Origin of the sequence: Metabacillus idriensis (assembly GCF_009674765.1) — a bacterium.
GTDB lineage: Bacteria > Bacillota > Bacilli > Bacillales > Bacillaceae > Bacillus_P > Bacillus_P idriensis.
On sequence record NZ_WKKF01000001.1, the window covers coordinates 1,586,217 to 1,610,646 of the forward strand.

Here is a 24,430-nt window from a genome sequence, read left to right on the forward strand (position 1 = left end):
ATTAAGATTCTGTTCTTAATCTCCTTTTAATCATTAAAAAAGCACTCTTTTATAAAAGTAAGTAGTTCCGTATTAATGGAGAAACATTGTAAATAGCATAATAATTAGCATATCAATTAACATCGTAATTGGTATGCTTTTTTCATTTGTACAACAACTTTTATGAAGAAATATATTTAAAATAGCATAATAAACTGTACCCAAAATAACGTCATGACAAGTTCTGTTGTCATCGTGCGAGTTAGGATGCTAATTCAAATGTTAATTGGAGGCTATCTTTAGAATAAATAGGATGATACCATTTTAATTCAAAATATGTAAAGTTTTAGGAGTGATGTAGTTACACAAACGAAGCAGGATTGTAATTAAAGGAATCATGGAAGACGCGTTCCGATGTATTCCGTATCAGTAATATCGAGTAAATCATAAATTTTAACGCTAATATGTATTTGTAAAGGAGGGAAATGAATGTTACAAGAATTCAATAATTTAATGGATTACATCGAAACACATTTAACGGAGGAAATTTCCGGAAAAGATATATCGAGAATTGCAGGACTATCTGATTATCATTTTAAAAGAATGTTTTCGTATATGGCTGGAATGTCATTGAATGTGTATATCAAAAATAGGAGATTATCGGTTGCGAATGTTGAATTAATTAACGGAGCAAAAGTGACAGATATTGCCTATAAATATGGCTATCAATCAATTGAAGGATTTTCAAGAGCCTTTCGTGAATGGAGTGGTTTTTTACCTTCAGAAGTAACTAAAAACAAAATTCAAAAATCATTTCCCAAATTTTCATTCTATATTGATATAAAAGGAGGAAAATCTATGGAATTCAAAATTGAAAAGAAAGAGAAATTTAATATAGTAGGTGTATCGAAAAGAGTACCAATTCAATTCGAAGGTGAAAATAAAGCTATCTTAGAACTAGCCCATTCCATTACCGAACAACAAAGAAATGAAATGCATCAATTAGCTGATTTATATCCTCATCAAGTCTTGAATGTATCTTTTGATTTTGATGATGGATACCTGGAGGAAAAAGGATGTTTAACTCATATGATTGGTTTTGCAACTACAAATGATAATCCATTCGATCAATTAGAGCAAATTACTATTGAAGAAAGTATATGGGCAATTTTCCCTAATCAAGGACCATTTCCTGCTACACTTCAAGAAACTACAGCAAAAATTTATACTGAATGGCTGCCTTCTTCAGATTATGAACTAGTAGAACTGCCTGGAATTTCTTTTACAAAGTACAATGGTACATCGGAAAATGTATATAGTGAAGTTTGGATGGCAGTAAAGAAAAAAGTTAGCGATAAACTTGGATGATTATTAAATTTATTGAAGTGTTATTCTGAAAATCACACAATAAAGTCAAAAAGGCCGGGGTTTCAATTAAATTGGACCCTAACCTTTTTAACCTTTTTTGTATCCTTATTCTATTGTTATTTATGTTGCTAATACATAGGTTAAACCTGTGTTTTCTGATTTTCTTCAGGTTATCGGCACTACTTATTATAAAGACTGTTTTCGCATAGATTGTTGTTTTTCATGCCAAATGTTGTCCGTTCCTTGCAGCGAGAGGAACTTGCTTTCCGCGGGGAGCATGGGAGCCTCCTCGGCGTTGCCTGTGGGGTCTCCCATTTTGCTCTATTTCCCGCAGGAGTCAAGTTTATCCGCTGCAATCCACTCAAGTTTTTTAACATTTAGTCTAAGAGCAACAATATTTACGAAAAGAGCCATTATAAAAGAGCGCATTTTTATTTCATTTATCCTGTACGACAATATAGGATGCTTTAATAGGCCCATGTACGCCGACGATTAGATTAAGTTCTATGTCGGCACTGTTGCTTGGGCCAGTAATAAAGTCAACACATGATGATAAATGGCTGCCCTTTTTGATTTGTCTGCTTATGTGTTCTGCAGCTTGAGTCAATCTCGGCACGATCGTGCTTTTTGGGATGATGCAAAGACAGGTTTTAGGAAGAAGATTAATGGATCTTCCTTTGTTTTTATCGCTGAACACTACAACGGTTCCTGATTCAGCAAGGGTCATGTCACTGAATATGATTCCGATATCGGATCTTTCCGAGGCTTCAATATTTTTCTCTTTTAAAAGGGGATCCCATTCGTGAATATGTATGCCAGCTATTGGCCATGCTTTGGTTATTTCATTATCCAAACCAAATTCTTGAAAGCGATTGTCTTTAGCAATGACCGCTGATTTCACTTCATACTCGTCAAAAACATGCATCATTTTATCAGAAAGCTGAGCAGCAGTTGTTTCAATAAACTGTGTATGGATTAACAAGCACTGCTTTTTTAAAACTTCCACCAGCTCATCTGCATCCGCATTTTTTAATACTTCCCATTGCGGAGAGATCGACCAGTTGGGTTTAGTAACTGCTTTTCTTCTCCCCCGGCCGAGTTTTGAAGCTACTGTTTCAAGAAAAGGATCACGATATTGTATGTTACCTTTTATCATTTCTGCTCTCCTCCCTTCCCTTCATCCAATCTCTGAATCTCTCTTTACTTGGAGCAGGAAAGTCCCTTACATCTGTCCATGGCTTGATGGGACCCGGTCCTTTTTTGAGGCTGCCTGAACTTGTAAATGGCGACATCACCGCTGATGCTGATTTTGTTCCTGCCCCGTATAAATTTGGCGAGCTTGCAGCCAACTGATAGCCTTTCATCGCAAGCTTTTCACCAAATGTTGATTTTCCTTCATCTTCAACAATTTTCCGGCGGTGCTTTATTAATAGTTCATGCAAAGGTATTTTCACAGGACAGGCATCTGTACACGCTGCACATAGGGATGATGCATATGGAAGCTCTTTGTAATCTTCATAGCCTCCAAGCAATGGCGAAAGGACGGCACCAATTGGACCCGCATAAATCGAACCGTAGGAATGACCTCCAATATGCCGGTAAACAGGACATACATTTACACATGCTGCACACCGGATACAATGAAGCGCACTTTGAAACTCAGTGCCTAATATATTCGAACGGCCATTGTCTACGATAACGAGATGAAATTCTTCTGGACCGTCTGCATCCCCATCGTCTTTTGGACCCGTCAATCCTGTGATGTAGCTCGTTAACTTTTGTCCTACTGCGCTTCTGCACAGCAAACTGACTAATACATCCAGCTCTTCCCAAGTAGGAACGATGCGCTCCATCCCCATCACCGTAATTTGGGTTTTCGGCAATGCTGTTACAAGGCCTGCATTTCCTTCATTCGTGACCAAACTGATTGAACCGGATTCTGCTACTGCAAAGTTGCATCCTGTGATTCCGAGATCTGCACTCAGGAAATCCTTGCGAAGCTGCTCTCTCGCGAATAAGGCGAGCTCTTCAGGCAGTTCTGATTTGTCGTAACCGCGTTTTTCTTTAAATGTATCACGAATTTGTTCTTTGTTTTTATGGAGAGCAGGAACGACAATATGCGAAGGCGGATCATGGTCATCAAGCTGAAGAATATACTCCCCGAGATCTGTCTCAATCACTTCACAGCCTGCTTTTTCTAAAGCATCATTCAAATGAATTTCTTCTGTTACCATCGACTTTGATTTAACGACCTTTTTAGCTTGTTTCTGAATCGCAATATCTGTTATGTATTTGTTTGCTTCTTCTTTTGTTGAGGCAAAAAAGACATGGCCTCCCCGTTTTGATACATTTTCACTCAGCTGTTCCAAATAATAATCAAGATTTTCCATCGTATGTGTGCGGATTTCTTCCCCAAGTTTCCGCCACTCTTCCCAATTGCCAAGCTCTTCCGTTGCCTGCAGGCGCCTTCCCTGCATTCGTTCTTGTGCAGAGGCAACAGCATTTCTCATAAACGGGTTATTTACCCCTTTTTCAACCCTGTCGAAAAAAGCTTCATTTCCTATTTTCATTGGCATGTCATTTCACCCCGCTACTTAGCACTTCTGCAATATGCATCACTTTAATCGGAATCCCTTTGCGGTTGATTCTGCCGCCGATGTTCATCAGACAGCCGCAGTCTGCACCTATTAAAAGTTCGGCATCCGTATCTTGAATATGCTTTACCTTTTCGTCGACCATCTGCTCTGAAATCGGGACCATTTTAACAGAAAACGTTCCGCCGAATCCGCAGCAATCATGACTGTTTGGCAGCGGCGTTACGTTTAAACCGCTTACATTTTGAAGTAATGTTTCAGGTGCATCCTTAACCCCGAGCAGTCTCGTCATATGACAGGATTTATGATATGTTGCATGGGCAGGCAGAGCTGCATTTACATTTTCAACTTTCAGTACTTCCACAATAAATTGTGTAAGCTCATATGATTTTCCAGCAAGCTGATGAGCTTTTTCTCTCCAGTCAGGATCATTTGCAAACAGTTCCTCATATTCATGCAGCATAGCCACACAAGAACCTGATGGCCCTACAACATAATCAGATTGTTCAAATGCTTTGATCATATGTTTTGCCACTTCTCTCGTTTCTTTGTGATACCCGCTATTATAGGCAGGCTGTCCGCAGCAGGTCTGGGATTTGGGAAAATCAACCTCACAGCCCAGCTTTTCAAGCAGTTCCACCGTGCTTTTCCCGACATTTGAATAAAAAACATCTGCTAAACAAGTGATGAACAGGGAAACTTTCACGAACTCTCCTCCTCTTATCGAAATATTCTTACTTTTTATTATACACTATTTTTCAGCCTTTTTTTGTGAGTCTCCTAATTTGAAAATTAATGGCTGTTTTCGCATAGATTGTTGTTTTTGATTATAAATGTTGTCCGTTCCTTTCCGCTGCAGGAACTTGCTTTCCGCGGGGAGCGTGGAAGCCTCTTCGGCGAGCCTGCGGGGTCTTCCATTTCGCTCTATTTTCCCGCAGGAGTCAAGTTCCTGCAGCGTAGATCCACTTATATTGTTAAACATCTAAGTCTAAAAGCAACAATATTTACGAAAAAGACCGTGAGATTAAGTTCTCACAGTCTTATCATTTCTTTAATTAAACCCCTGTTTTCTGCGGAACATGAAGGACTTTAAAGAATTCTCTCATGAATCCCGGCAAATCAGGCCAGGCGTGTCCTGTTACAAGGTTTCCATCAACGTGAAGCATTTCTTCAATGTATGTGGCACCTGCTGCTTCAACTTCAGGTCTGCATGCACTGTATGCCGTGACTTCACGCCCTTTTATATATTCCCGAACAGTTGTAAGTACAAGCTGTCCATGGCAGATAACACCCAGAGGCTTATCCTCTTTTAAAAAATGAGCAGCAATTTCCTGAACTTTTGAATTCATGCGAATGTACTCAGGTGCTCGTCCTCCGGAAATAATTAGTCCGTCAAAATCAGCAGGATCAATTTCATCTACAGATGCATGTGAATCAATTTTATAGCCTAATTTCTCTGTAAATGTATCCATTTCCGGGAGGAAATCATGGACAACTGTCTGCAGTTTCTTCTTTACAGGTGAAGCAATCGTACACGAAATATTTTCTTCCAGACATCGGTAATAAGGATAAAATACCTCCAGGGCTTCAACAGCATCTCCAGTAAGAATCAGAACATTTTTACTCATTTTATTTACTACCTTCCTTCATTATGATTTCAAAGCAGGGTACGTGAGTTTGTTCTTTGGTGAGATGACTTTAGCTATGTAAAATAATTCTAAGACTAGTATAGCATTGTGTGCTATTCTTTTTTTCATTACAGTTTTTTTACAATTTCTTTCAATCTTTTGTCCAAACCGTTTGTTATGAGCCTGTCAGCCATGCCGATAAATAATCCATTTTCGACAACGCCCGGAAATATATTTATTGTTTAAGTAAGGCGGGATCGGGATTAGATGGTATTGTGCAATCTAAAATATAATGTAATAAACCGTTGAGCCAGTTCCCAGTCCGACAATCATTCCATCTATAATGTATCTGCAGTTTCTTCCCCTGCCAAATTTCTTTTCGTTCATTTGATCTCTCCTTTAAATAACTATTCTGTCTTTATTAAAGGCTGGTTTCGAATAAATTGTTGTTTTCGATTATAAAGATTGTCCGTTGCTTTCCGAGGTCCGGTTGGGAGTCTCCTCGGCTTTGCCTGCGGGGTCTCCCATTTCCCTCTATTTCCCGCAGGAGTCAAGTTCCTCCAGCGTAGATCCACTATAAGTTTTAAACATTTAGTCTAAAAGCAACAAAGTATAGGAAAAGAGCCTTATTAAATTTGAAAAAGCTGCCTGTACAATAGGCAGCTTAGTTAAAAACAAATTTATAATTTCATACTCTTATTGTTGCTCACAATCGTTTCTGCTCGCTTCTGATTAGTCGCCACAATATATATGGCTGCCATCGCAATCGCAACGGCAATATAAGAACCAAGGTTGAAGATTCCTTTTTGGGAATACCAAACGATGGAATAACCGACTGCACCTGATAATAAGGCATAATAAGTGAATGGAAATAATGTTTTCCGAATAACAAGTCCTTCTTTTCCGAAAAGTCCTACAACAGCTGATGCTGCGACGACATTATGGACGCAAATCATGTTCCCTGCAGCTCCGCCAACAGCTTGAAGGGCTACAATCCATGTAGGATTAACGCCGATTTGTGAACCGACATCATATTGGAATAAACTGAACATCATGTTGCTTACTGTGTTGCTTCCCGCGATAAAAGCTCCGATGCCGCCGATGAAAGTAGCAAAGAACGGCCAGAATTCTCCGGCAATGGATGCTGCTCCGTTTGCAAGCTCAATCGGCATTTTATCAAAACCTGCTGCTCCGCCTCCTGAGTTAATGAAAACCTGTACCATTGGAACTGTAAATACAAGTGCGGTAGAAGCGGCAACTGTCGTTTTTGCTGACTGTGACCAGGCATTTTTGTATGCGCTTCCATTCATGCCATGCAAAAAGAATGTGATAAGTGAAACTAAGATAAAGATTGTTCCCGGCAAATAGAGAGGCTGAAAGCTTGCACTGACTTCAGAACCAAACATGTTAGGGAATGATACAACCCATGATTGGAGCCACCCTAATACAGGAAGCGTTTTCAATCTTGAAATCACCAAGAACACTCCAACAAGAATATATGGTGCCCACGCCTTAATCATACTCATATTTCCGCTTTTGTGGCTGATATCTTTTATTTCAAGTGAACCCATCCATTCTGGATCCCATTTTGACTTTTCTTCAAAATCCCATGCTTCTTCTTTTGGCGGCATCAGGAATCCTTTTTTAGCTGCGAACACTACGATTGCAAGCCCTGTTAATCCGCCGACCATGGACGGAAATTCCGGTCCTAAAGTATTTGCAACAATCACATACGGAATGGTCATAGCAAAGGCAGAAAATAAGGCAAATTTCCAAACCTTCAATCCTTCAGAAAATGATTTGTTTTTTCCAAAATATCTTGTCATCAATGCGACTACAAACAGCGGAATCAGCGTTCCGGCAATCATATGTAAAATCGCAACCTGGCCTCCAATTTCTGTAACAAGTGCAAGGAAATCATCTGTAATGCCTGCATCTGCTGATAAGCCTGTTTGCACGCCGACAAGCATCGGTGTTCCCACTGCACCAAATGAAACAGGAGTACTTTGAATGACCATCCCGGCAATTACAGCAGCCATAGCCGGGAATCCAAGTCCGACCATAAGCGGTACAGCAACTGCTGCCGGTGTTCCAAAGCCTGATGCTCCTTCGATAAATGAGCCGAACAGCCAGGCGATGATAATAACCTGAATGCGTCTGTCTACAGAAATATCTGTAAAGCCCTGCCGAATGGTTTTAATTCCGCCGCTCTCCTGCAAGGTGTTTAACAGAAGGATCGCCCCGAAAATAATGTACAGCAGCGTGGCTGCAACCACTAAACCATTGACAGATGCAGCTGCAACAGTTGTTCCAGGTACTTTCCATACAAACAGCGCAAGTCCGATCGCGGTTAGATACGAAATTGGCATGGCTTTGCTGGCTGGCCACCTGAGACCTACCAAGAAGATACCGACAACTAAAATCGGCAGCAGTGATAAAAATCCTAACATCCCCGTACTCACAAACAATTCCCCCTTTTTGTTTTGTAATACGCAACATCATTTCTGTTTGTTTCCAATGAAGAAACATGTTATACAACAATACTTAATATTGTTGTATAACACAAGGCGCCTCAAATCAATTATACAAACTATGATTTTAATTTCAATAATATTTAGAAAATTTAATTTCTTATTTTTCTCCAAAAAAAATTTGTCCGGTATACCTTTAGAAAAGTGAACTCCGAACAAATTTTATAATGGAAGCTTATTCTATTTTTCAAAGCCAAGTCTCAAGGATATTTGCCTGCCTATATTTCGCATGCGGGACTGAAGATGTTCCAGTCTTTCTTCTGTCATGCGAATCGTTGGGCCAGAAATACTCACAGCTGCAATAGCATTCCCCATATGATCAAAAATAGGCACGGCGATGCATGTAATTCCATTTTCATTCTCTTCCAGGTCAAGAGCATATCCTTTTTGTTTAACGGAACTCAGCTCCAGGAGAAAGTCTTCTTTATTTGTAATCGTTTTGTCAGTATGCATCGGGAGACCTTTTCGCTCTAGAATATCCAAAACCACGTTTGATGGAAGATGAGCTAGTATGGCTTTTCCAACTGATGTACAGTGCATAGGGGCACGCTTGCCCACTTTTGAATGCATTCGCAGCGTTTCACTGCCGTCCAGTTTTTCTATATACACCACTTCACCCTGATCATACACGACTAAATGGATAACCTCGTTTGTTTCATTTTCAAGCTCCTGTAAATACATTCTCGCTTCAGCTCTTAAATCAATGGATTCAAGCAGCTTTGAACTGATTTCCAGGAATTTATAGCCAAGCTTGTACTTTCCCGTTTCAGCATCCTGTTCTACATAGCCGTATTGCACAAGTGTAGACAAAATCCTGTAAACGGAACTTTTATTAATGTCGATTTGATTCGCTATTTCGGTAACCCCAAGTCCGCCTTTTTTCAAACTTACGAGCGTGATGATATCCAGTGCCCGGCTGACGGACTTCACCATATTTTCTCGATCCAACCCTCTCACCTCTGGTGCAAATTGACTTTAACTCTAGTATATCATGCCTGATACCGGGTAAAGAAAGGTTCCTCTAGCTTTTAACGCTCTCTCTTGCTTCAGCGAATGAATTCCTTAGAATGCCGATTTCTTTGATTTCGCATTCGATGACATCACCTGTATTGACTAATTCTGCCCCAACTGGACTTCCTGTTAAAATTACGTCCCCTTCCCTCAGGGTCATGACGCTAGTTAAATAGGAAATCATTTTTCGAATCGGAATAATCATAAGACCGGTCGGGCTATCCTGCTTCAAAGCCCCGTTTAATCTCGCTTCCACATTCACATTGAATGGATCAAGCTCTGTTTCAATGACTGGTCCAAGAGGCGTGAATGTGTCAAATGATTTGCCGATTGTCCAGTGTCCGTCTCCGTGGAAAAAGGCAGGAGCTGTTACGTCATTTCCTACTGTGTAGCCGAACACATAATCCAGAATCTCTGATTCTGGGATGTTTTTCGCCTCTTTCCCAATAATAATGGCAAGCTCTGACTCAAATTTCACCTGTTTTGCGCCAGCTGGAATGACAATATTTTCATCAGGTCCAATAACGGATGAGGTCGGCTTGAAGAAAAACACCGGAATTTCAGGCAGCACCTCAGGTATATCTATCTTATTTGATACGTAGTTTGCGCCAATTCCGATAATCTGATTTGGCAGTAAGGGTGCAAGAAGCTGCACCTTCTCTTTTTGAAAAGAACGGCCTGTATACTCCCAGTCTTTAAAGATATCACCTTTTATTTCTTTGATTTCAGACTCTTTTAAAACTCCGCTAAAAACAGCTGACTGATCTTTAAATCGGACAAATTTCATGGCTGTACCCCTTTCAAAACGTAGTTTTGCGAGCAGCTCCTGATCTGACGGCTGCTTTTGCTACAGCTTCTGATACAGCAGCAGCGACTCTTTTATCAAAAGCATGCGGAATGACATACTCATATTCAAGCTCTGATGGTGTAATTAAATCAGCAATGGCATAAACAGCAGCCATTTTCATTTCCTCATTGATTTCAGTTGCATGCACTTGCAGGGCTCCTTTAAAAATCCCTGGAAAGGCCAGGACATTATTGACTTGATTAGGCAAATCCGATCTTCCCGTTCCCACAATTACTGCTCCAGCAGCTTTTGCAGCTTCGGGCATGATTTCCGGTTCTGGATTAGCCATGGCAAAAATAATCGCATCCTTATTCATTTCTTGTACCATTTCACCAGAAACAGCTCCTGCAGCGGAAACGCCAATAAAAACATCTGCTTCCTTTAAAGCGTAACCAAGCGTCCCTTGGAATAAGCTTTTATTTGTCAGCTCTGAGATCAATTCCTTCAGCGGATTCATGCCGGCTGTTCGTCCTTTGTAAATCGCGCCTTTTGTATCGCACATGATGACATTTTCTGCTCCCATTTCAAGGAGCAGCTTTGTAATCGCAATCCCGGCAGCACCGGCGCCATTTATGACAATTTTCACATTTTCAAGTCGTTTATTGACCATCTTTAACGCGTTTATTAGGCCGGCGGCTGTTACTATGGCTGTACCGTGCTGATCATCGTGAAAAACAGGGATGTTCATTTCCCGTTTTAATCGTTCTTCAACGATAAAGCAATTTGGAGCTGAAATATCCTCTAAATTTACGCCGCCAAAAGTCGGCTCCAGCGCTTTCACAATGGCAATAATCTCTTCAGGATCATTCGTATTCAGACAAAGCGGAAAAGCATCAATGTCGGCAAAGGCTTTAAACAAAGCGGCTTTTCCCTCCATTACAGGCATAGAAGCGGCGGCCCCTATATTGCCTAAGCCTAATACAGCGGATCCATCTGAAATGACGGCAACCAAATTGCCTTTCATCGTATAATCGTATATCTTTTCAGGGTTTTGATGGATTTCTCTGCAAGGCTCTGCCACCCCTGGGGAATAAACCAGACTTAAATCATGCGAATTTTCTACGGAAACTTTAACAGTTACACTTAATTTCCCATGTGAACGCTTGTGAAGTTCCAGCGATTTTTCCCGAAGGTGCTGCATTGCCTCATCTCCTTAATATAAATGATTAGATTATTGCTTAACTGCAAATTTAGCTTTAGCTTCCAAGCGGCGGCGGTGAAGGATTGGTTCTGTGTAGCCATTTGGCTGATCATAGCCTTCAAAAACAAGATCGCATGCTGCCTGGAAAGCAACCGAATTTTCATAATTAGGAGCCATTGGCATATAAAGCGGATCCCCTTCATTCTGTTTGTCTACCACTTTTGCCATGCGTTTAAGCGTTTCTTTTACCTGCTCTTTTGTGCAGATGCCATGGTGCAGCCAGTTTGCAAGATGCTGACTTGAGATTCTGAGCGTAGCGCGGTCTTCCATCAAGCCGACATTATAGTAATCCGGCACCTTAGAACAGCCGACACCCTGCTCGACCCAGCGCACAACATATCCAAGAATTCCTTGTGCATTGTTATCAAGCTCCTGCTGAATTTCTTCCTTGCTCCAATTCGCTTTTTCAGCAGCAGGAATGGTGAGAATGTCATCTCTTAAATCCTCCACTTCCTTCTTAAGCTTATTTTGGACTTCTGTTACATCTACCTGGTGATAGTGCAGTGCATGAAGTGTTGCTGCTGTAGGCGAAGGTACCCATGCTGTATTTGCTCCTGCTTTTAGATGGCCAGATTTTTGTTTGAGCATCTCTGCCATCATGTCCGGCATAGCCCACATGCCTTTGCCGATTTGAGCACGGCCCTGGAAGCCGCTTTCAAGGCCTGCATAAACATTTGATTTTTCATAGCCCAAAAGCCAAGCGGAAGATTTCATCTCATTTTTAGGAATCATCGGACCTGCTTCCATAGAAGTATGAATTTCATCACCGGTACGGTCCAGGAATCCGGTATTAATGAATGCGATACGGTCTTTTACTTCACGTATTGCTGCTTTTAAGTTCAGAGACGTCCGTCTTTCTTCATCCATTACCCCGATTTTAATGGTATTGCGTTCAAGCCCAAGCAGTTCCTCGACTCTATTAAACAGAGTGTTTGCAAAGGCAACTTCTTTCGATCCGTGCATTTTCGGTTTAACGATATAGATAGATCCTTTTGAAGAGTTTTGATATTGTCCGGTTCCGAGCAATGAATGTTTTGCAAGCAGTGCAGTCATCACACAATCCAGGATGCCTTCCCTAATTTCCTCCCCGTTTTCATCAAGAATGGCATTGTTTGTCATTAAGTGGCCCACATTTCGCACAAACATCAGCGATCTTCCAGAGAGAGTAAATTCTTCACCATTAACGCTTGAATACGTTCGGTCAGGGTTCAAGGTACGTATCATTGTTTGTTTGCCTTTTTTAAATGTAGACGCCAGATTTCCTGTCATTAAGCCGAGCCAATTGCGGTATACGATCACTTTGTCTTCCGCATCTACAGCTGTAACAGAATCTTCGCAATCCATAATAGTTGTAAGCGCTGCTTCCAGCAAAATATCTTTCACGCCTGCTAAATCTGTTTTGCCGATTGAATGGGTTCGGTCGATTTGAATTTCAAAATGAAGTCCGTTGTTTTTAAGGAGGATGGCAGAGGGCGAATCCGCATCTCCCTGGTATCCAGCCAGTTTATCATTGTCTTTAAGACCTGTTTTTTGACCGCTGCTTAATGTGACCGATAACGCTCCATCAACAATCGCATATTCCGCAGCATCTTTATGGGATGCATCTTTTAGAGGCACTGTTTCATCAAGGAAATTGCGCGCAAATTCAATGACTTTTTCTCCGCGGACAGGGTTATAAGAGCCTTCGCGGCGGGCACCGTCCTCTTCACTGATGGCATCTGTCCCGTATAAGGCATCATATAAGCTTCCCCAGCGTGCATTTGCCGCATTGATGGCATAGCGGGCATTATTGACAGGCACGACTAATTGAGGGCCAGCCTGAACAGCAATTTCATCATCTACATTTTGTGTTGTAATCTTAAATTCCTCTGCTTCAGGCTCTAAGTATCCAATTTCATGTAAAAAAGCTTTATAAGCTTCAAAATCAAAAGTGCCGCTGTTTTCCCTGTGCCATGAATTAATTTTGCTCTGAATTTCATCGCGGACTGCCAGCAGCTCTTTGTTTTGAGGAGTCAATTCCTTAACAATGGCTTCAAAACCTGACCAGAATGCCTCCTGATCTAAACCTGTCTGCGGGAGTGCTTCTGAATTAATAAATTCATAGAGTACGTCTGCTACTTGAAGATTACCTGATTGAATATAGCCTTTCATCATTCGTTCCTCCTTGTGTTTGTTATTACAAAACGATGTTTATCTTTTTGTTAAAAAAATAATAGCATGAAAATCAAAGCGTTTACAATCATTTTCAGAACATTTTACCAATTTAATTTACAGTCCTGCTGCTTTCATTTCTTTTTTTACTTCAGCACAGCGTCCTGGACTTGGAAATAATTTACCTGCATTTAATAGATTATCAGGGTTAAAGACTTCCCTGACTTTCGTCTGTGCTAAAATTTCTTCGTCCGTAAAGACAAACCGCATTTCTTCTCTCTTTTCAATACCTACCCCATGTTCACCTGTAATCGTTCCGCCAACTTCGGCACAAACCTGCAGACATGCGCTGCCGGCTTTTAAAGCCGCCTCAGTCTGACCCGGAATTCTTGAATCGAACAAGACAAGCGGATGAAGATTGCCGTCTCCTGCATGAAAGATATTGGCTATTCGGAGACCTGATTCATTACTGATCTGATTGATTTTTTCAAGGACTTCTGGCAGTCTGCTTCGCGGAATGACTCCATCCTGTACAAGATAATCTGGTGAAATTGCCCCCATCGCTCCAAAGCCTGTCTTTCTGTTTGCCCACCATCTTGCACGCTCTGCTTCACTTTCAGCAGCCTTTACCTCACGGACATTCCATTTAGTGCATACCTCAAGAATTTGGGTGATTTGTTCATCGATGCCGGCAGAAATGCCGTCTACTTCTATTAGTAAGACAGCTTCAATGTCTTTTGGATGTCCTACTGGAAAAGCTGCCGCCTCAACGCCTTCAATTGCGGTTTTATCCATCATTTCAAGAGCTGCAGGGACAATGCCAGCTGAAATAATGTCTGAAACAGCGCCGCTGCCGTCTGACACACTATCAAAGTAAGCAAGGACAGTCTGCTTAGACTCAGGGTTTTTTAAGATTCTTACGGTGATCTTTGTGACGATTCCAAGCGTTCCTTCTGATCCGGTGATTAATCCAAGCAGATCATAGCCCGGCGAATCTGGAATACCATTTTTTCCAATTTCAATGATCTCACCACCCGGCAGGACAACCTCCAGACCAAGGATATGGTTTGTTGTTACGCCATATTTGAGGCAGTGGGCGCCGCCTGCATTTTCAGCAACGTTTCCCCCTATGGTACAGCAATATTGACTGGATGGATCCGGAGCATAGTAATACCCTTTATCTGCAATTGAGTTGGTTAATTTGAGATTGACGAATCCGGGTTCCACGACAGCCCGCCTATTTTCCAGATCTATACTGATCAGTTTTTTCATTTTCACCAGACTGATAATGATTTCGCCGTTAATAGGAATGGCGCCTCCGCTTAAGCCTGTTCCGGCACCTCTTGCAAGGAATGGCAGCTGATTTTCTGAACAATATTTGACGAGTGCTGCAACTTCTTCTGTATTTTTCGGAAAAACAACTGCTTTTGGCAAATGCTTGTGAATGGTAAAGCCGTCACAATCATAGGCTATTAAATCTTCTTTATGATAGAGAATGTTTGATGGACCGCCTGTCAGTTTTGCAAGACTATGAATATGTTTATCTTTCGTTTTAAGTCCTTTAACAGCCATTAAAGCTCCTCCTTTCCTTTTTCCTCCATTTGATAGGCCCAATCAAGGAGCTGGACCGTATGAACAACCTTTTGATTTCTGCCGTATTTTTGTACACCCATAGCCATTTGGAGCATACAGCCGGGATTCCCCATTGAGATCATCTCAACGTCATCCGGAACATTTTCCATTTTGCTTTCAAGTACAGCGCCTGCCATTTCGGGGTTGGTTATGTTGTATATGCCTGCACTTCCGCAGCATCTGTCAGCATTAGGCATATGGACCATTTCCACGCCTGGGATATCTAGTAAGATATCTCGCGGCTCCTGGCGCACACCTTGTCCATGTGCCAAGTGGCATGCATCATGATAGGTGATTCTTGTGTTCAATTCAGCTTTAGGTTTTTCATAGCCGGTGTCATGGAGGTATTTTGAAACATCGACTACTTTTGCCGCAAATTCTTCTGCTTTTTCATGCCATTCTGTATCTACTTCTCTGAACAATTCCCCATACTCCTTCAGCATGCATCCGCATCCTGCTGCATTAACAATGACTTTATCCGAATCTTTAAAGGCCTCAATGTTCTGTTTTGCAAGCTTGCGGCCTGTATCTCTGTCGCCTGCATGAACATGAAGGGCTCCGCAGCATGTCTGATTTTGCGGAATAGCAACGTCATTTCCGTTTTTCGTTAATACATTTATTGTGGATTCATTAATATCACTGAACATAACGTCCATAACACAGCCTGTCAGAAAGGATACCCCAGTCTTTGCCGCTCCCTGTGCAGGTATGACCGTTTGATTTTTGTACTTTTTGCGCACGGGCTGCTTGATCTCCGGCATAATGGCTTCCATTTCAGCCAGATGCTTTGGCATGACCTTCAGCATACCGGTTTTTCTCACCGCTTTTTGCATTCCGCTTTTTTGATAAAATTTAAGCAGACTTCCCACAGTATTCAATCGATTTTGATGAGGAAACAGACCTTTCAAGAAAAATTTGCTTACGGTTCCTTTTACTCCTGTTAAAGGCATTGCCTGGCGGATCTGGCCCCGGGCTTCTTCAATGAGACCGCCGACATCCACATCTGCAGGACATGCCGTCGTGCAGGCGCGGCAATCAAGACAGGCGAAAACCGGATCCATGAATTGTTCATTCACCTGAAGCTTTCCATCTGCGACTGATTTAATCAAATGCACCCGGCCTCGCGGTGAATGCTGCTCCTGGCCTGTTATCTCATAAGTTGGACAGGACTCAAGACACATGCCGCAGTGAACGCAATCTGCCCATTTGCTCTCATCCGGATGATCCTTCCATAAATAATTGCTGAGAGTTGTTTCCTTGCATGCCGGGGATGCCTGCTTTAAGTCACTTTCTCTTATGCTCACTTATATCCCTCCCAGGTAACGTTTGTAATTCAGGACTGATTTTGGATCTATTGCCGATTTAATTCCTTGAATAAGAAAGAAATAAGATGGCTTTTCTCCCCATACTTCCGTTTTGTGCCTCAATGCGTATGGCAGGTGCTTGATAATTGTATACCCGCCCAATTGAGCCGTGATTTGCTGAATACGCTCAATTGCATTCATTAAGTCATTGCTGCTTCCCCTCAGAATGACTTGACATAAACCGTGTCCTAACCCTCCATGAGCTTCTATCGACACTGACTTATGCATACCGGCACATTCCTTCACAATTTGGAAAACATCCAGATTTTTGACGCCGATTTTCAAGGCTGCTTCAGTAACTGAACCAGGCTTTGAGCGGACCCCGTTTGGTGCTGTCTTATAAAACGCATCCCAGAATAATTCTGCTTCCGCTTGAGGCAGCAGAGAAAACAGTGTACCCTCCGGCACGATGCTTTTGACAAATTCTTCCTGATAGCGGACTGAGGGTTCAAAATCTTCAAAACCGATTGCAAGCGTATACATTTCTTTATTTGTTAAACGTTTAGATAAGGCCGGACTCAAAAGTTCTAACGCGATTGGCTCCATCATGGAATCCAGCAGATTGATAACGAACAACCTCATTTCTTCCTGAAGTTCAATAGGAAAAGATAAAAGAATGAGGCTTTCATATTTTGGAATGGGTCTAAGCTTCAACGTGATTTCTGTCACAACTCCAAGTGTGCCCATTGATCCTATAAAAAGCTTATTCATATCATAGCCGGCAACGTTTTTAACTACTTTTCCCCCTGAGCGAATGACCTGACCGTCAGGATAAACGATTCTAAGGCCAATAACTGAATCTCTTGAAGATCCGTAGCCGAGCCTCTTGGGACCGCTTTCATTAGATGCGATAATCCCTCCGATCGTGGAATACTCTGGCCAAGCCGGATCGAGTGAAACTTTTTGACTATGTTTTGCTAAATAATCCTGAAGCTCTTTAAACGTTGTTCCTGCTTTGACGGTTACTGTCATATCTCCGGGAATATGCTCTGTTATTCCCGTGTAATGAGCCAGGGACAACTGGATATCTGCATATTCTGTTAATCCTCCATATCCGCGCTTTGTCCCGCCGCCGATTATGGAAACTTTTTTGCCATTTTGATCAGCAAATTTAAGGACTTGTGTGATTTCCTCTTCTGTAGTCGGGAACACAGTCATTTCGCCATTATTTCCGAGCAAGTGATTTGTCTGACCCTCCGTTTTTACTTTTTCTTCAGGTAAAAGTGAGATTAATTCTGTCAGAATCAAAACTCCACCTCCAATTGTTTTGTAATAACAAACGCTGTTTTGCTTTATTTTCAAAAAAATTCAGTTATTCTGCTGAAGACTCTTGTGAAGAATGGATTCTACGAACGTTAAATGCTGCAGCATGTATTCGTTTGATTGATTGGGTGTACCGGAAGAAATGCTTTCGAAGATGCGCTCATGATGTTCTGCAATAATTTCTATCGCCTCTGTATCACGTTTGATAAACTGGTGAAAATCAATCATTGCATGTTTAATCGTGGTGGATATGACTTGTACAAACTGAATCAGCAGTGCATTGCCGGTTGCTTTGGCAATGGATAAGTGAAACTGATAATCATCTTCCCAAGGGGCATCAGTCTGGGTTGATAAGATGATCTTCATTCGCTTAAGATCATTTTCGGAGCGATTGCATGCAGCCATTTCAGCCATGCCCGTTTCAACGATTTTTCTTACTTGAAAAAGCTCGGTAATATCATTTGCATTTGGGAGCATGACAGCATGGCTGAAAATTTTTCTTGAATCAAACTTACTGACATACGTGCCCTCACCCTGTTTCACTATTACAAGACCTTTTCCTTTTAAAACTGTGATGGCATCGCGGACGGCTGATCGTCCTGCTCCAAACATCTCGCAAAGCTCTCTTACTGAAGGAAGCTTTTCGCCAGCAGGAATCGAGCCGTCCAAAATCATTTTCTCAATCTGCTCGCTGATCGTATCTGAAACTTTCTTGGTTGAAATTTTTTCTATTAGCACTTATTCACAGCCTTTCTTTTCAGACATCACATATCTGACAAGTGATCTGTTATAGTTTCATTTAAACATGATGAACTTCATTTTTCAAATCATTTTTCGAAATTTATTAAATAATTCTGAAAATAAAATAAAAATAGCGGCGATCAGACCGCTAAATCTTTGTTTCTATTAAAATTGGTCCAGCACAATTTTCCCGATCGTTTTCCCGCTTTCTAATGATTGATGCGCTTTCTTAATGTTCTCGGCATTGATCGGTGATAGAGTTTGATTTAAGGTTGTTTTTAAAACACCATCATCTATCAGGCCGCTGATTTTGTTCAGCAGGATCTGCTGTTCTTGCATGTCGTCTGTTTGATACATGGCTCTTGTGAACATAAATTCCCAGACGAATGTGACACTCTTGCTTTTTAACACATTCAAATCAAGAGGTTCCTTGTTTTCAACGATTGAACAAATTTTGCCCTGAGGCTTAATTACTTCACTCATGCCAATCCAGTGCTGATCTGTGTTATTCAAACAAAAGATATAGTCCACTTCTGTGATTTGCCGTTTTTCAAGCTCTTCTTTCAAAGATTTATGATGGTTTATGATATGATCGGCGCCATACTTCTCTGACCATGCTATCGTTTCAGGTCGTGATGCTGTTGCAATCACGTTCAAACCTGCCCATTTAGCAAGCTGTATCGCTATAGATCCCACTCCTCCTGCTCCGCCGATGATCAAAATCTGATTCCTTTTGTTTCGCTCTTTGTCAGCAGGATCAATCTTTAATCGATCGAACAGCCCTTCATATGCTGTAATCGCCGTCAGCGGAAGAGCTGCTGCTTCTGCATGAGTAATGGTTTTAGGCTTTTTCCCAACAATTCTTTCATCTACCAGATGATATTCGCTGTAAGTGCCTTGCCTCGTGATGCTGCCGGCATAAAACACTTCATCGCCTGGTCTAAAATCTGTACAATTCTCACCGGTTTCCACCACTGTGCCGCTAGCATCCCAGCCGAGAATTTTTGGCTCATCCTCTACTTTTTCTTTAGGTGAACGCACTTTTGTATCAACAGGATTAATGGAAATGGCTTTAACTTGGACCAGCAGATCTTTTCCTGCAGCCACTGGTTTTTCCATTTCAATGTCGAGCAAGCTTTCTTCATCTTCGATTGGCAAATATTTATGCAGTCCGATTGCTTTCATGAATGATTCCTCCCCATCTTATTCTATTATTTAGTATGGGGAGAATAATCGGATAAATCAATTAAATCAACTTGGTTAAAATAAAATAAACGCCTAAATTCATAGGCGTTTTTGTAAACTGATTTACTTAAACAAATACGGGAACCTTAATATCTACTTCTTTACCCAGCGCAGAGGAACGGAGCACTCCGTCAATAATTGCCTGGTTAAGTAAGATTTGCTCTGCCGGGATTGGAGCTGGACGATTTTCTTTTATGGCTGACACAAAATCTCTTACTTTTTCATGGAAAATATCAATTTTATGATCAATGACTGGAACCTGCGTTTCTGAATGCTGTCCGACAATATCGTGAAAGAGTGAAATACTACCAATGCCGCCGTCCCAGACCCCGCTCCAAGGTCCTTGTCCTGCAGGTGTCAGCTTTAGTCCTGCGTCCGTACCTAGAAAAATGGTAGGTCCTAAGGAATCCATGTGCATCGCCCATGAAATTTTAAAATTCAGCACCTTTCCTCCTTCTAAGCGAACCATCGCCACTCCAAAGTCTTCTACTTCAAACCTGGCTGCTTCATGATGATACAGAGGATTCTTGCCAAAATGACTGGATGTATAGGCTGAAACCGTTAAAGGCTTAGGGTAATTCAATGCATTTAAAGCCAAGTCCAGGGAATAACAGCCAATATCCGCCATTGCACCAGCCCCTGCCAGCTCCTTATTTATGAAAGTTCCCCCTGGCATCCCCCTTCTTCTCCCCCCGCCGGTTTGAATATAATAAACATCTCCAAGCTGTCCGGATTGAACAATTTCTTTAATCGTTTTCATATTTGGATCATATCTTGGCTGAAATCCCACCGTCAGCATTTTTCCAGTGCGACGTGATGTCTCAACCATTTCAACCGCTTGTTCTAAAGTAACTGCCAGCGGTTTTTCTACTAGTACATGTTTATCTGCAAGCAATGAATCAATACTGGTTCTGTGGTGAGTGACATTTGGCGTACAGACACTTACACCATCTAAATCAAGTTCAAGCAATTCCAGATGACTGTCGAATGCCTGGGCATTGCGAATTCCCAGCTGTTCGATAAATTCCTTTGCTTTTCCGGGAACGACGTCTGCAACCGCGGCAATCGTGACATCCTTCATTTGCAGATAAGCTTTAGCATGTACTGCAGCAATTCCTCCGCTTCCAATAATTCCAATTTTAATGTTTGACATCCGCAATTCCTCCTGATTTCTTTTTATGAAAAACCGACTGAAGAAAATCTTTTGCATGCTTAATACCTTCTTGTTCAGAAGCAAGATTGCCCCAATAATGATGATCCTCAAGTTCAATGCTGATTGGACCTTTATACCCGAGCGCATCTAATCTGACAGCAACCTTTCTCCAGTCAACCTCCCCATGACCAGGAATGGTATAGCGCCATGCTCCTTCGGAAAAGTCATACTTAGAATCGAATGCGCCAGGCAAATGGCCTAATTCATATTGTTCCTCTTTAAGCAGCGCTGTATCTTTTCCATGGCAGTAAAGAATTTTTTCACCAAACTCATCAAGAAACCGAAGATAATCAATGCCAAGTCTTACTAAATGAGAGGGATCATAATTCACACCGAAATGCTTGGATGGCACCTCACCAAACATATATCTGAGCACCTCTGGAGTCGTTCCAAGCGTTGGATACGCAGGTGCAGGACCAGGCCAGCCTTCAAGTGCCAGAAAAAGATTGTTTCTCTCAGCAAGCCCGACCACCTCAGGAAATGTTTCTTTCCATATTTCTAAGCTTCTTTTTTTAGGGATCAGGCTGTTTTCCGGCACAAGACACATGAAAATCACCTTGCCTCCCAATGCTGAAACTTGTTCAAACTGTTCCTTTAAAGATAGTACTGCATTCCAGCGTTTCCCCTCATCCTCACTTAAAAGATCCGTGTTGCCAACACATCCTTTTCCATCAATCGATCCAATATCTATTTGATAGTTTGCTAATATCTTTTTAACAGACTCGTCCAAGTTAGGAAGGTCAAGCACCTTAATCCCATTTTCATTCGCCCATTTTGCTGTGTATTCAATTCCTTCTTTTCCGAAATACGGAGGAATCCTCATGCCGATTTTATTGTTCATATTTTTCCCTCACAGTCTCTTAGAATGATAGTCAATTTGTGATTTTTCACTGGCACCTTCATAAATGGCTTTTGTAAAATGCAAAACCTGAACAGCAAATTCGCCGGGCACTTGAACCTCTTCAATTCCAGTAATGGCCCTGATGAAGCTTTTATCAGTGTTTGTTTTCGCAGCGTCAATGCTTTGTATTTCCGGGGCTTCCCCGTTTTTGACTAGTGAAACCTGTCCATTCTCGCAGAAGATGGCTCCTTTATCGCCCAAAAATGAATATGTTTCATGCCAGCATGGTGACATTCCAGCGATCGTGATTGTTCCCATCACGTTTTGTGTGTATTTGACTGTTGTAAATGAATCAATATCAACTTCTGTTCCGCGCTGATGAATAAATGATTTTGTTTCAACCGGTGTAAGTCCAGTAATCCATAGAATAGAATCTAAAATATGACTGCCTGAATCAAACAGCATGCCGCCGCCTGACAAGGCTGGGTTCTGTCTCCATGTACCGGCTGACAAGTAAATCCAATCCTGATAAAGAGATGCATTTACACTAGTAAGTGTGCCGATTTGATTTTCTTCGATCAGCTTTTTTATATGAAGAAATTCAGGCTGATAATGACGCTGGTACGAGATTTGCAGCACGCATTTTCTCTCTTTGGATAGTTCAATCAATTCTTCCGCTTCGAAGACAGAACATACCATTGGCTTCTCAAGCAATACGTGACAGCCTTTTAAAAGAGCAGCTTTGGCATGCTTGTAATGAAGCGTATGCGGAGAGCAAATAATCACTCCTTCTACTTCAGATCGATTCAGCATTTCTTCAAAATCATCAAATTCCAAAGCTTCAATCTCATGAGTTTGCAGGAAACTGCGCCTGCTTTCAGGATTCGGGTCGGCAATTGCTGTGATAAGGACATTCTCTAATTCTTTTAAATGTGAGGCATGGTAATGGGCAATTCCTCCAGAGCCTATAAAACCAATTCTGATCTTTTCCACGCGGATTCATCTCCTGTCATCCTTTTATACCGCTGAACGTAATGCCTTTAATAAACGTTTTTTGCAGGAAAAAGAATAAGATAATGATAGGAAGCGTCATTAATGTTGAGACTGCCATCATCAATCCCCATTCTGTTCCTCTTTGGCTCTGAAATTGCTGCAGGCCTAAGGAAAGGGTGTAAGATGTTTCGTCAGTCAGATAAAGCAGCGGTCCTAAAAAGTCGGTCCAGCTTCCCATAAATTGAAACAGACCTACTGCAAGCACTGCTGGTTTTGCAAGCGGAAGCATAATCTGCCAGTAAATGCGAAATTCTCCTGCACCATCAATTCTCGCTGCATCCATTAACGTATCAGGCAATCCGAGAAAGAATTGCCGCAGTAAAAAGATGTAGAAAGGAACACCGAAAAAAACAGGTACAATCAGCGGGAGAGGGCTGCCAACCCAGCCAAGTTTTTCAAATAGGATGAACAGGGGAATCATTGTAACTTGTCCAGGGATCATCATGACGGCAATGGTCACTATGAATAAAGCATTGCTGCCTTTAAATTTTAATTTCGCAAAACCGTAAGCTACCAAAGGGCACGTGATAACAGCACCGATTGTGCTGAAAACGGTAATCACAACTGTATTTTTCAAATAGCTGAAAAAAGGAATATATTCTACAGCCTCCTGATAATTGCTCCATTTAAAAGGGGTTGGAATCCATTCAGGAGGAAACGAAAAAATTTGCGTTTGATCTTTTAACGAAGTAGACAGCATCCAGAAAAACGGAACTAAAAAGAGAATCGAAATCAGAATCAGAAATGCATGTGCAAAAATACGGTTTGAAGTTTTTGTTTTCATCGTATCCCTCCTTATTTCCCTTGATAATGAACCCACCTTTTAGATGTAGAAAAGATAACGGCTGTTAAGATCATAATGATGGCAAAAAGGATCCAAGCCATTGCTGAGGCATAGCCCATTTTGAAGAATTTAAATCCATTGTCATATAAATACATGACATAAAACGTTAAGGAATTTGCGGGAGTACCCTGTCCGCCTGTAAGCGCGTATGGCAAGGCAAACTGCTGAAATGCGCCAATGACACCCATTACGAGGTTAAAAAAGATAACAGGAGTTAACAATGGCAAGGTAATATGAAACGTTTTCTGAAGCCAATTTGCCCCATCCACTTCAGCAGCATCATAGTAATCTTCAGATATATCCGTAAGACCTGCCAAATAGATAACAACTGCCTGTCCGATGCCCCAAAGCGACATCATAACGATAGAAGGCTTAGACCAGGTTTCACTGCCTAACCATGCGGGACCTTGAATTCCCAGAAGATCCAGCATTCCATTGACTAACCCAAACTGCGGGTTTAAGAGCCACATCCAAAGTACGGCAAGTGCAACCTGAGGCACTAGTGTCGGCAAGAAGAAAATCGTGCGGTAAACTGTCATCCCTTTTACCTTTAAGTTCAAAATCATCGCCAGACATACACCAAATATGATGCTTAGCGGAACATAAAAGACTGCGAAATAGATGGTATTTGAAACAGACTTCCAAAAAAGATCATCACTCATCAGCTCTTTATAATTCTGCATTCCCACAAACTCTCCGGGCTGAAGGATGCTATATGTTGTGAAACTGAAATAGATGGATGAAATTAATGGAAAGGCATAAAAAATAATAAGTCCTATAATCCAAGGTGTTACAAATAACAAACCGTATAAGGAAGTTTTGTTTCTCCAAACTTTCTTTTTTGTGACAGGAACCTCTTTTATTGTGGCTGAGTTCTTTAGAACTGGCTGCTGCATGAAAACATACCTCCTTTAGTTTTGTTTC

The 24,430-nt window shown here is 41.5% G+C and carries 20 protein-coding genes and 1 pseudogene; 1 reads left to right on the top strand and 20 read right to left on the bottom strand.

Translation table 11 applies throughout. From position 1 onward, the window contains the following. Positions 1-468 precede the first annotated feature (468 nt). Complete coding sequence (locus GJU41_RS07895) at positions 469-1,347, top strand: AraC family transcriptional regulator (RefSeq protein WP_070877444.1); 879 nt, start codon at positions 469-471, stop codon at positions 1,345-1,347. Positions 1,348-1,783: 436 nt separating this feature from the next. On the opposite strand, the gene GJU41_RS07900 is transcribed toward GJU41_RS07895, so the two are convergent. The 20 genes and pseudogenes from GJU41_RS07900 to GJU41_RS07990 form a co-directional block, all read right to left on the bottom strand. Then, positions 1,784-2,503 (bottom strand): LutC/YkgG family protein, encoded by a 720-nt coding sequence (locus tag GJU41_RS07900; RefSeq protein WP_070877445.1) that lies wholly within the window; start codon positions 2,501-2,503, stop codon positions 1,784-1,786. Next, positions 2,490-3,923 (bottom strand): LutB/LldF family L-lactate oxidation iron-sulfur protein, encoded by a 1,434-nt coding sequence (locus tag GJU41_RS07905; protein WP_070877446.1) that lies wholly within the window; start codon positions 3,921-3,923, stop codon positions 2,490-2,492. Before GJU41_RS07905 ends, GJU41_RS07900 begins: the two co-directional genes overlap by 14 nt. A 1-nt stretch (position 3,924) precedes the next feature. Next, positions 3,925-4,647 carry a (Fe-S)-binding protein gene (locus GJU41_RS07910; protein WP_070877447.1) on the bottom strand — a complete coding sequence of 241 codons (723 nt, stop codon included), beginning with the start codon at positions 4,645-4,647 and terminating at the stop codon, positions 3,925-3,927. Between the two features lie 349 nt (positions 4,648-4,996). After that, positions 4,997-5,569, bottom strand: a complete 573-nt coding sequence (locus GJU41_RS07915) for a DJ-1/PfpI family protein (protein ID WP_154318241.1) — start codon at positions 5,567-5,569, stop codon at positions 4,997-4,999. A gap of 288 nt (positions 5,570-5,857) precedes the next feature. Further along, positions 5,858-5,956 (bottom strand): annotated as a pseudogene (locus GJU41_RS24930) (ribose 5-phosphate isomerase A); the annotation flags it as partial. Positions 5,957-6,249: 293 nt separating this feature from the next. Further along, positions 6,250-8,031: an L-lactate permease gene (locus tag GJU41_RS07920; protein ID WP_070877449.1), complete on the bottom strand. Its 1,782-nt coding sequence runs from the start codon at positions 8,029-8,031 to the stop codon at positions 6,250-6,252. 249 nt (positions 8,032-8,280) lie between these two features. Then, positions 8,281-9,048: an IclR family transcriptional regulator gene (locus GJU41_RS07925; protein WP_070877450.1), complete on the bottom strand. Its 768-nt coding sequence runs from the start codon at positions 9,046-9,048 to the stop codon at positions 8,281-8,283. Between the two features lie 73 nt (positions 9,049-9,121). Further along, the gene (locus tag GJU41_RS07930; RefSeq protein WP_070877451.1) at positions 9,122-9,898 is read right to left on the bottom strand and encodes a fumarylacetoacetate hydrolase family protein; all 777 of its coding nucleotides are present in this window, start codon (positions 9,896-9,898) and stop codon (positions 9,122-9,124) included. A 13-nt stretch (positions 9,899-9,911) separates the two neighbouring features. After that, positions 9,912-11,099, bottom strand: coding sequence for an NAD(P)-dependent malic enzyme (locus GJU41_RS07935; protein ID WP_070877452.1), 1,188 nt, complete (start codon positions 11,097-11,099; stop codon positions 9,912-9,914). A gap of 30 nt (positions 11,100-11,129) precedes the next feature. Then, positions 11,130-13,310 carry a malate synthase G gene (locus GJU41_RS07940; protein ID WP_070877453.1) on the bottom strand — a complete coding sequence of 727 codons (2,181 nt, stop codon included), beginning with the start codon at positions 13,308-13,310 and terminating at the stop codon, positions 11,130-11,132. Positions 13,311-13,427: 117 nt separating this feature from the next. Further along, positions 13,428-14,882 carry an FAD-binding oxidoreductase gene (locus GJU41_RS07945; RefSeq protein WP_070877454.1) on the bottom strand — a complete coding sequence of 485 codons (1,455 nt, stop codon included), beginning with the start codon at positions 14,880-14,882 and terminating at the stop codon, positions 13,428-13,430. Next, positions 14,882-16,246 carry a (Fe-S)-binding protein gene (locus GJU41_RS07950; protein ID WP_070877455.1) on the bottom strand — a complete coding sequence of 455 codons (1,365 nt, stop codon included), beginning with the start codon at positions 16,244-16,246 and terminating at the stop codon, positions 14,882-14,884. Before GJU41_RS07950 ends, GJU41_RS07945 begins: the two co-directional genes overlap by 1 nt. Next, positions 16,247-17,554: an FAD-binding oxidoreductase gene (locus GJU41_RS07955; RefSeq protein ID WP_224771370.1), complete on the bottom strand. Its 1,308-nt coding sequence runs from the start codon at positions 17,552-17,554 to the stop codon at positions 16,247-16,249. Positions 17,555-17,614: 60 nt separating this feature from the next. After that, complete coding sequence (locus GJU41_RS25375; RefSeq protein WP_070877456.1) at positions 17,615-18,307, bottom strand: FadR/GntR family transcriptional regulator; 693 nt, start codon at positions 18,305-18,307, stop codon at positions 17,615-17,617. Between the two features lie 168 nt (positions 18,308-18,475). Next, a complete protein-coding gene (locus GJU41_RS07965) occupies positions 18,476-19,495 on the bottom strand; it encodes a zinc-binding alcohol dehydrogenase family protein (protein WP_070877457.1) in 1,020 nt (339 codons plus the stop codon). A 127-nt stretch (positions 19,496-19,622) separates the two neighbouring features. Further along, positions 19,623-20,708, bottom strand: coding sequence for a Gfo/Idh/MocA family protein (locus GJU41_RS07970; protein WP_070877458.1), 1,086 nt, complete (start codon positions 20,706-20,708; stop codon positions 19,623-19,625). Then, complete coding sequence (locus GJU41_RS07975; RefSeq protein ID WP_154318242.1) at positions 20,695-21,609, bottom strand: sugar phosphate isomerase/epimerase family protein; 915 nt, start codon at positions 21,607-21,609, stop codon at positions 20,695-20,697. Before GJU41_RS07975 ends, GJU41_RS07970 begins: the two co-directional genes overlap by 14 nt. A 9-nt stretch (positions 21,610-21,618) precedes the next feature. Then, a complete protein-coding gene (locus GJU41_RS25380; RefSeq protein ID WP_070877460.1) occupies positions 21,619-22,602 on the bottom strand; it encodes a Gfo/Idh/MocA family protein in 984 nt (327 codons plus the stop codon). Between the two features lie 16 nt (positions 22,603-22,618). Continuing rightward, positions 22,619-23,446: a carbohydrate ABC transporter permease gene (locus GJU41_RS07985; RefSeq protein WP_070877461.1), complete on the bottom strand. Its 828-nt coding sequence runs from the start codon at positions 23,444-23,446 to the stop codon at positions 22,619-22,621. A gap of 11 nt (positions 23,447-23,457) precedes the next feature. Continuing rightward, positions 23,458-24,402, bottom strand: a complete 945-nt coding sequence (locus GJU41_RS07990; RefSeq protein ID WP_154318243.1) for a carbohydrate ABC transporter permease — start codon at positions 24,400-24,402, stop codon at positions 23,458-23,460. Between the last annotated feature and the right edge of the window lie 28 nt (positions 24,403-24,430).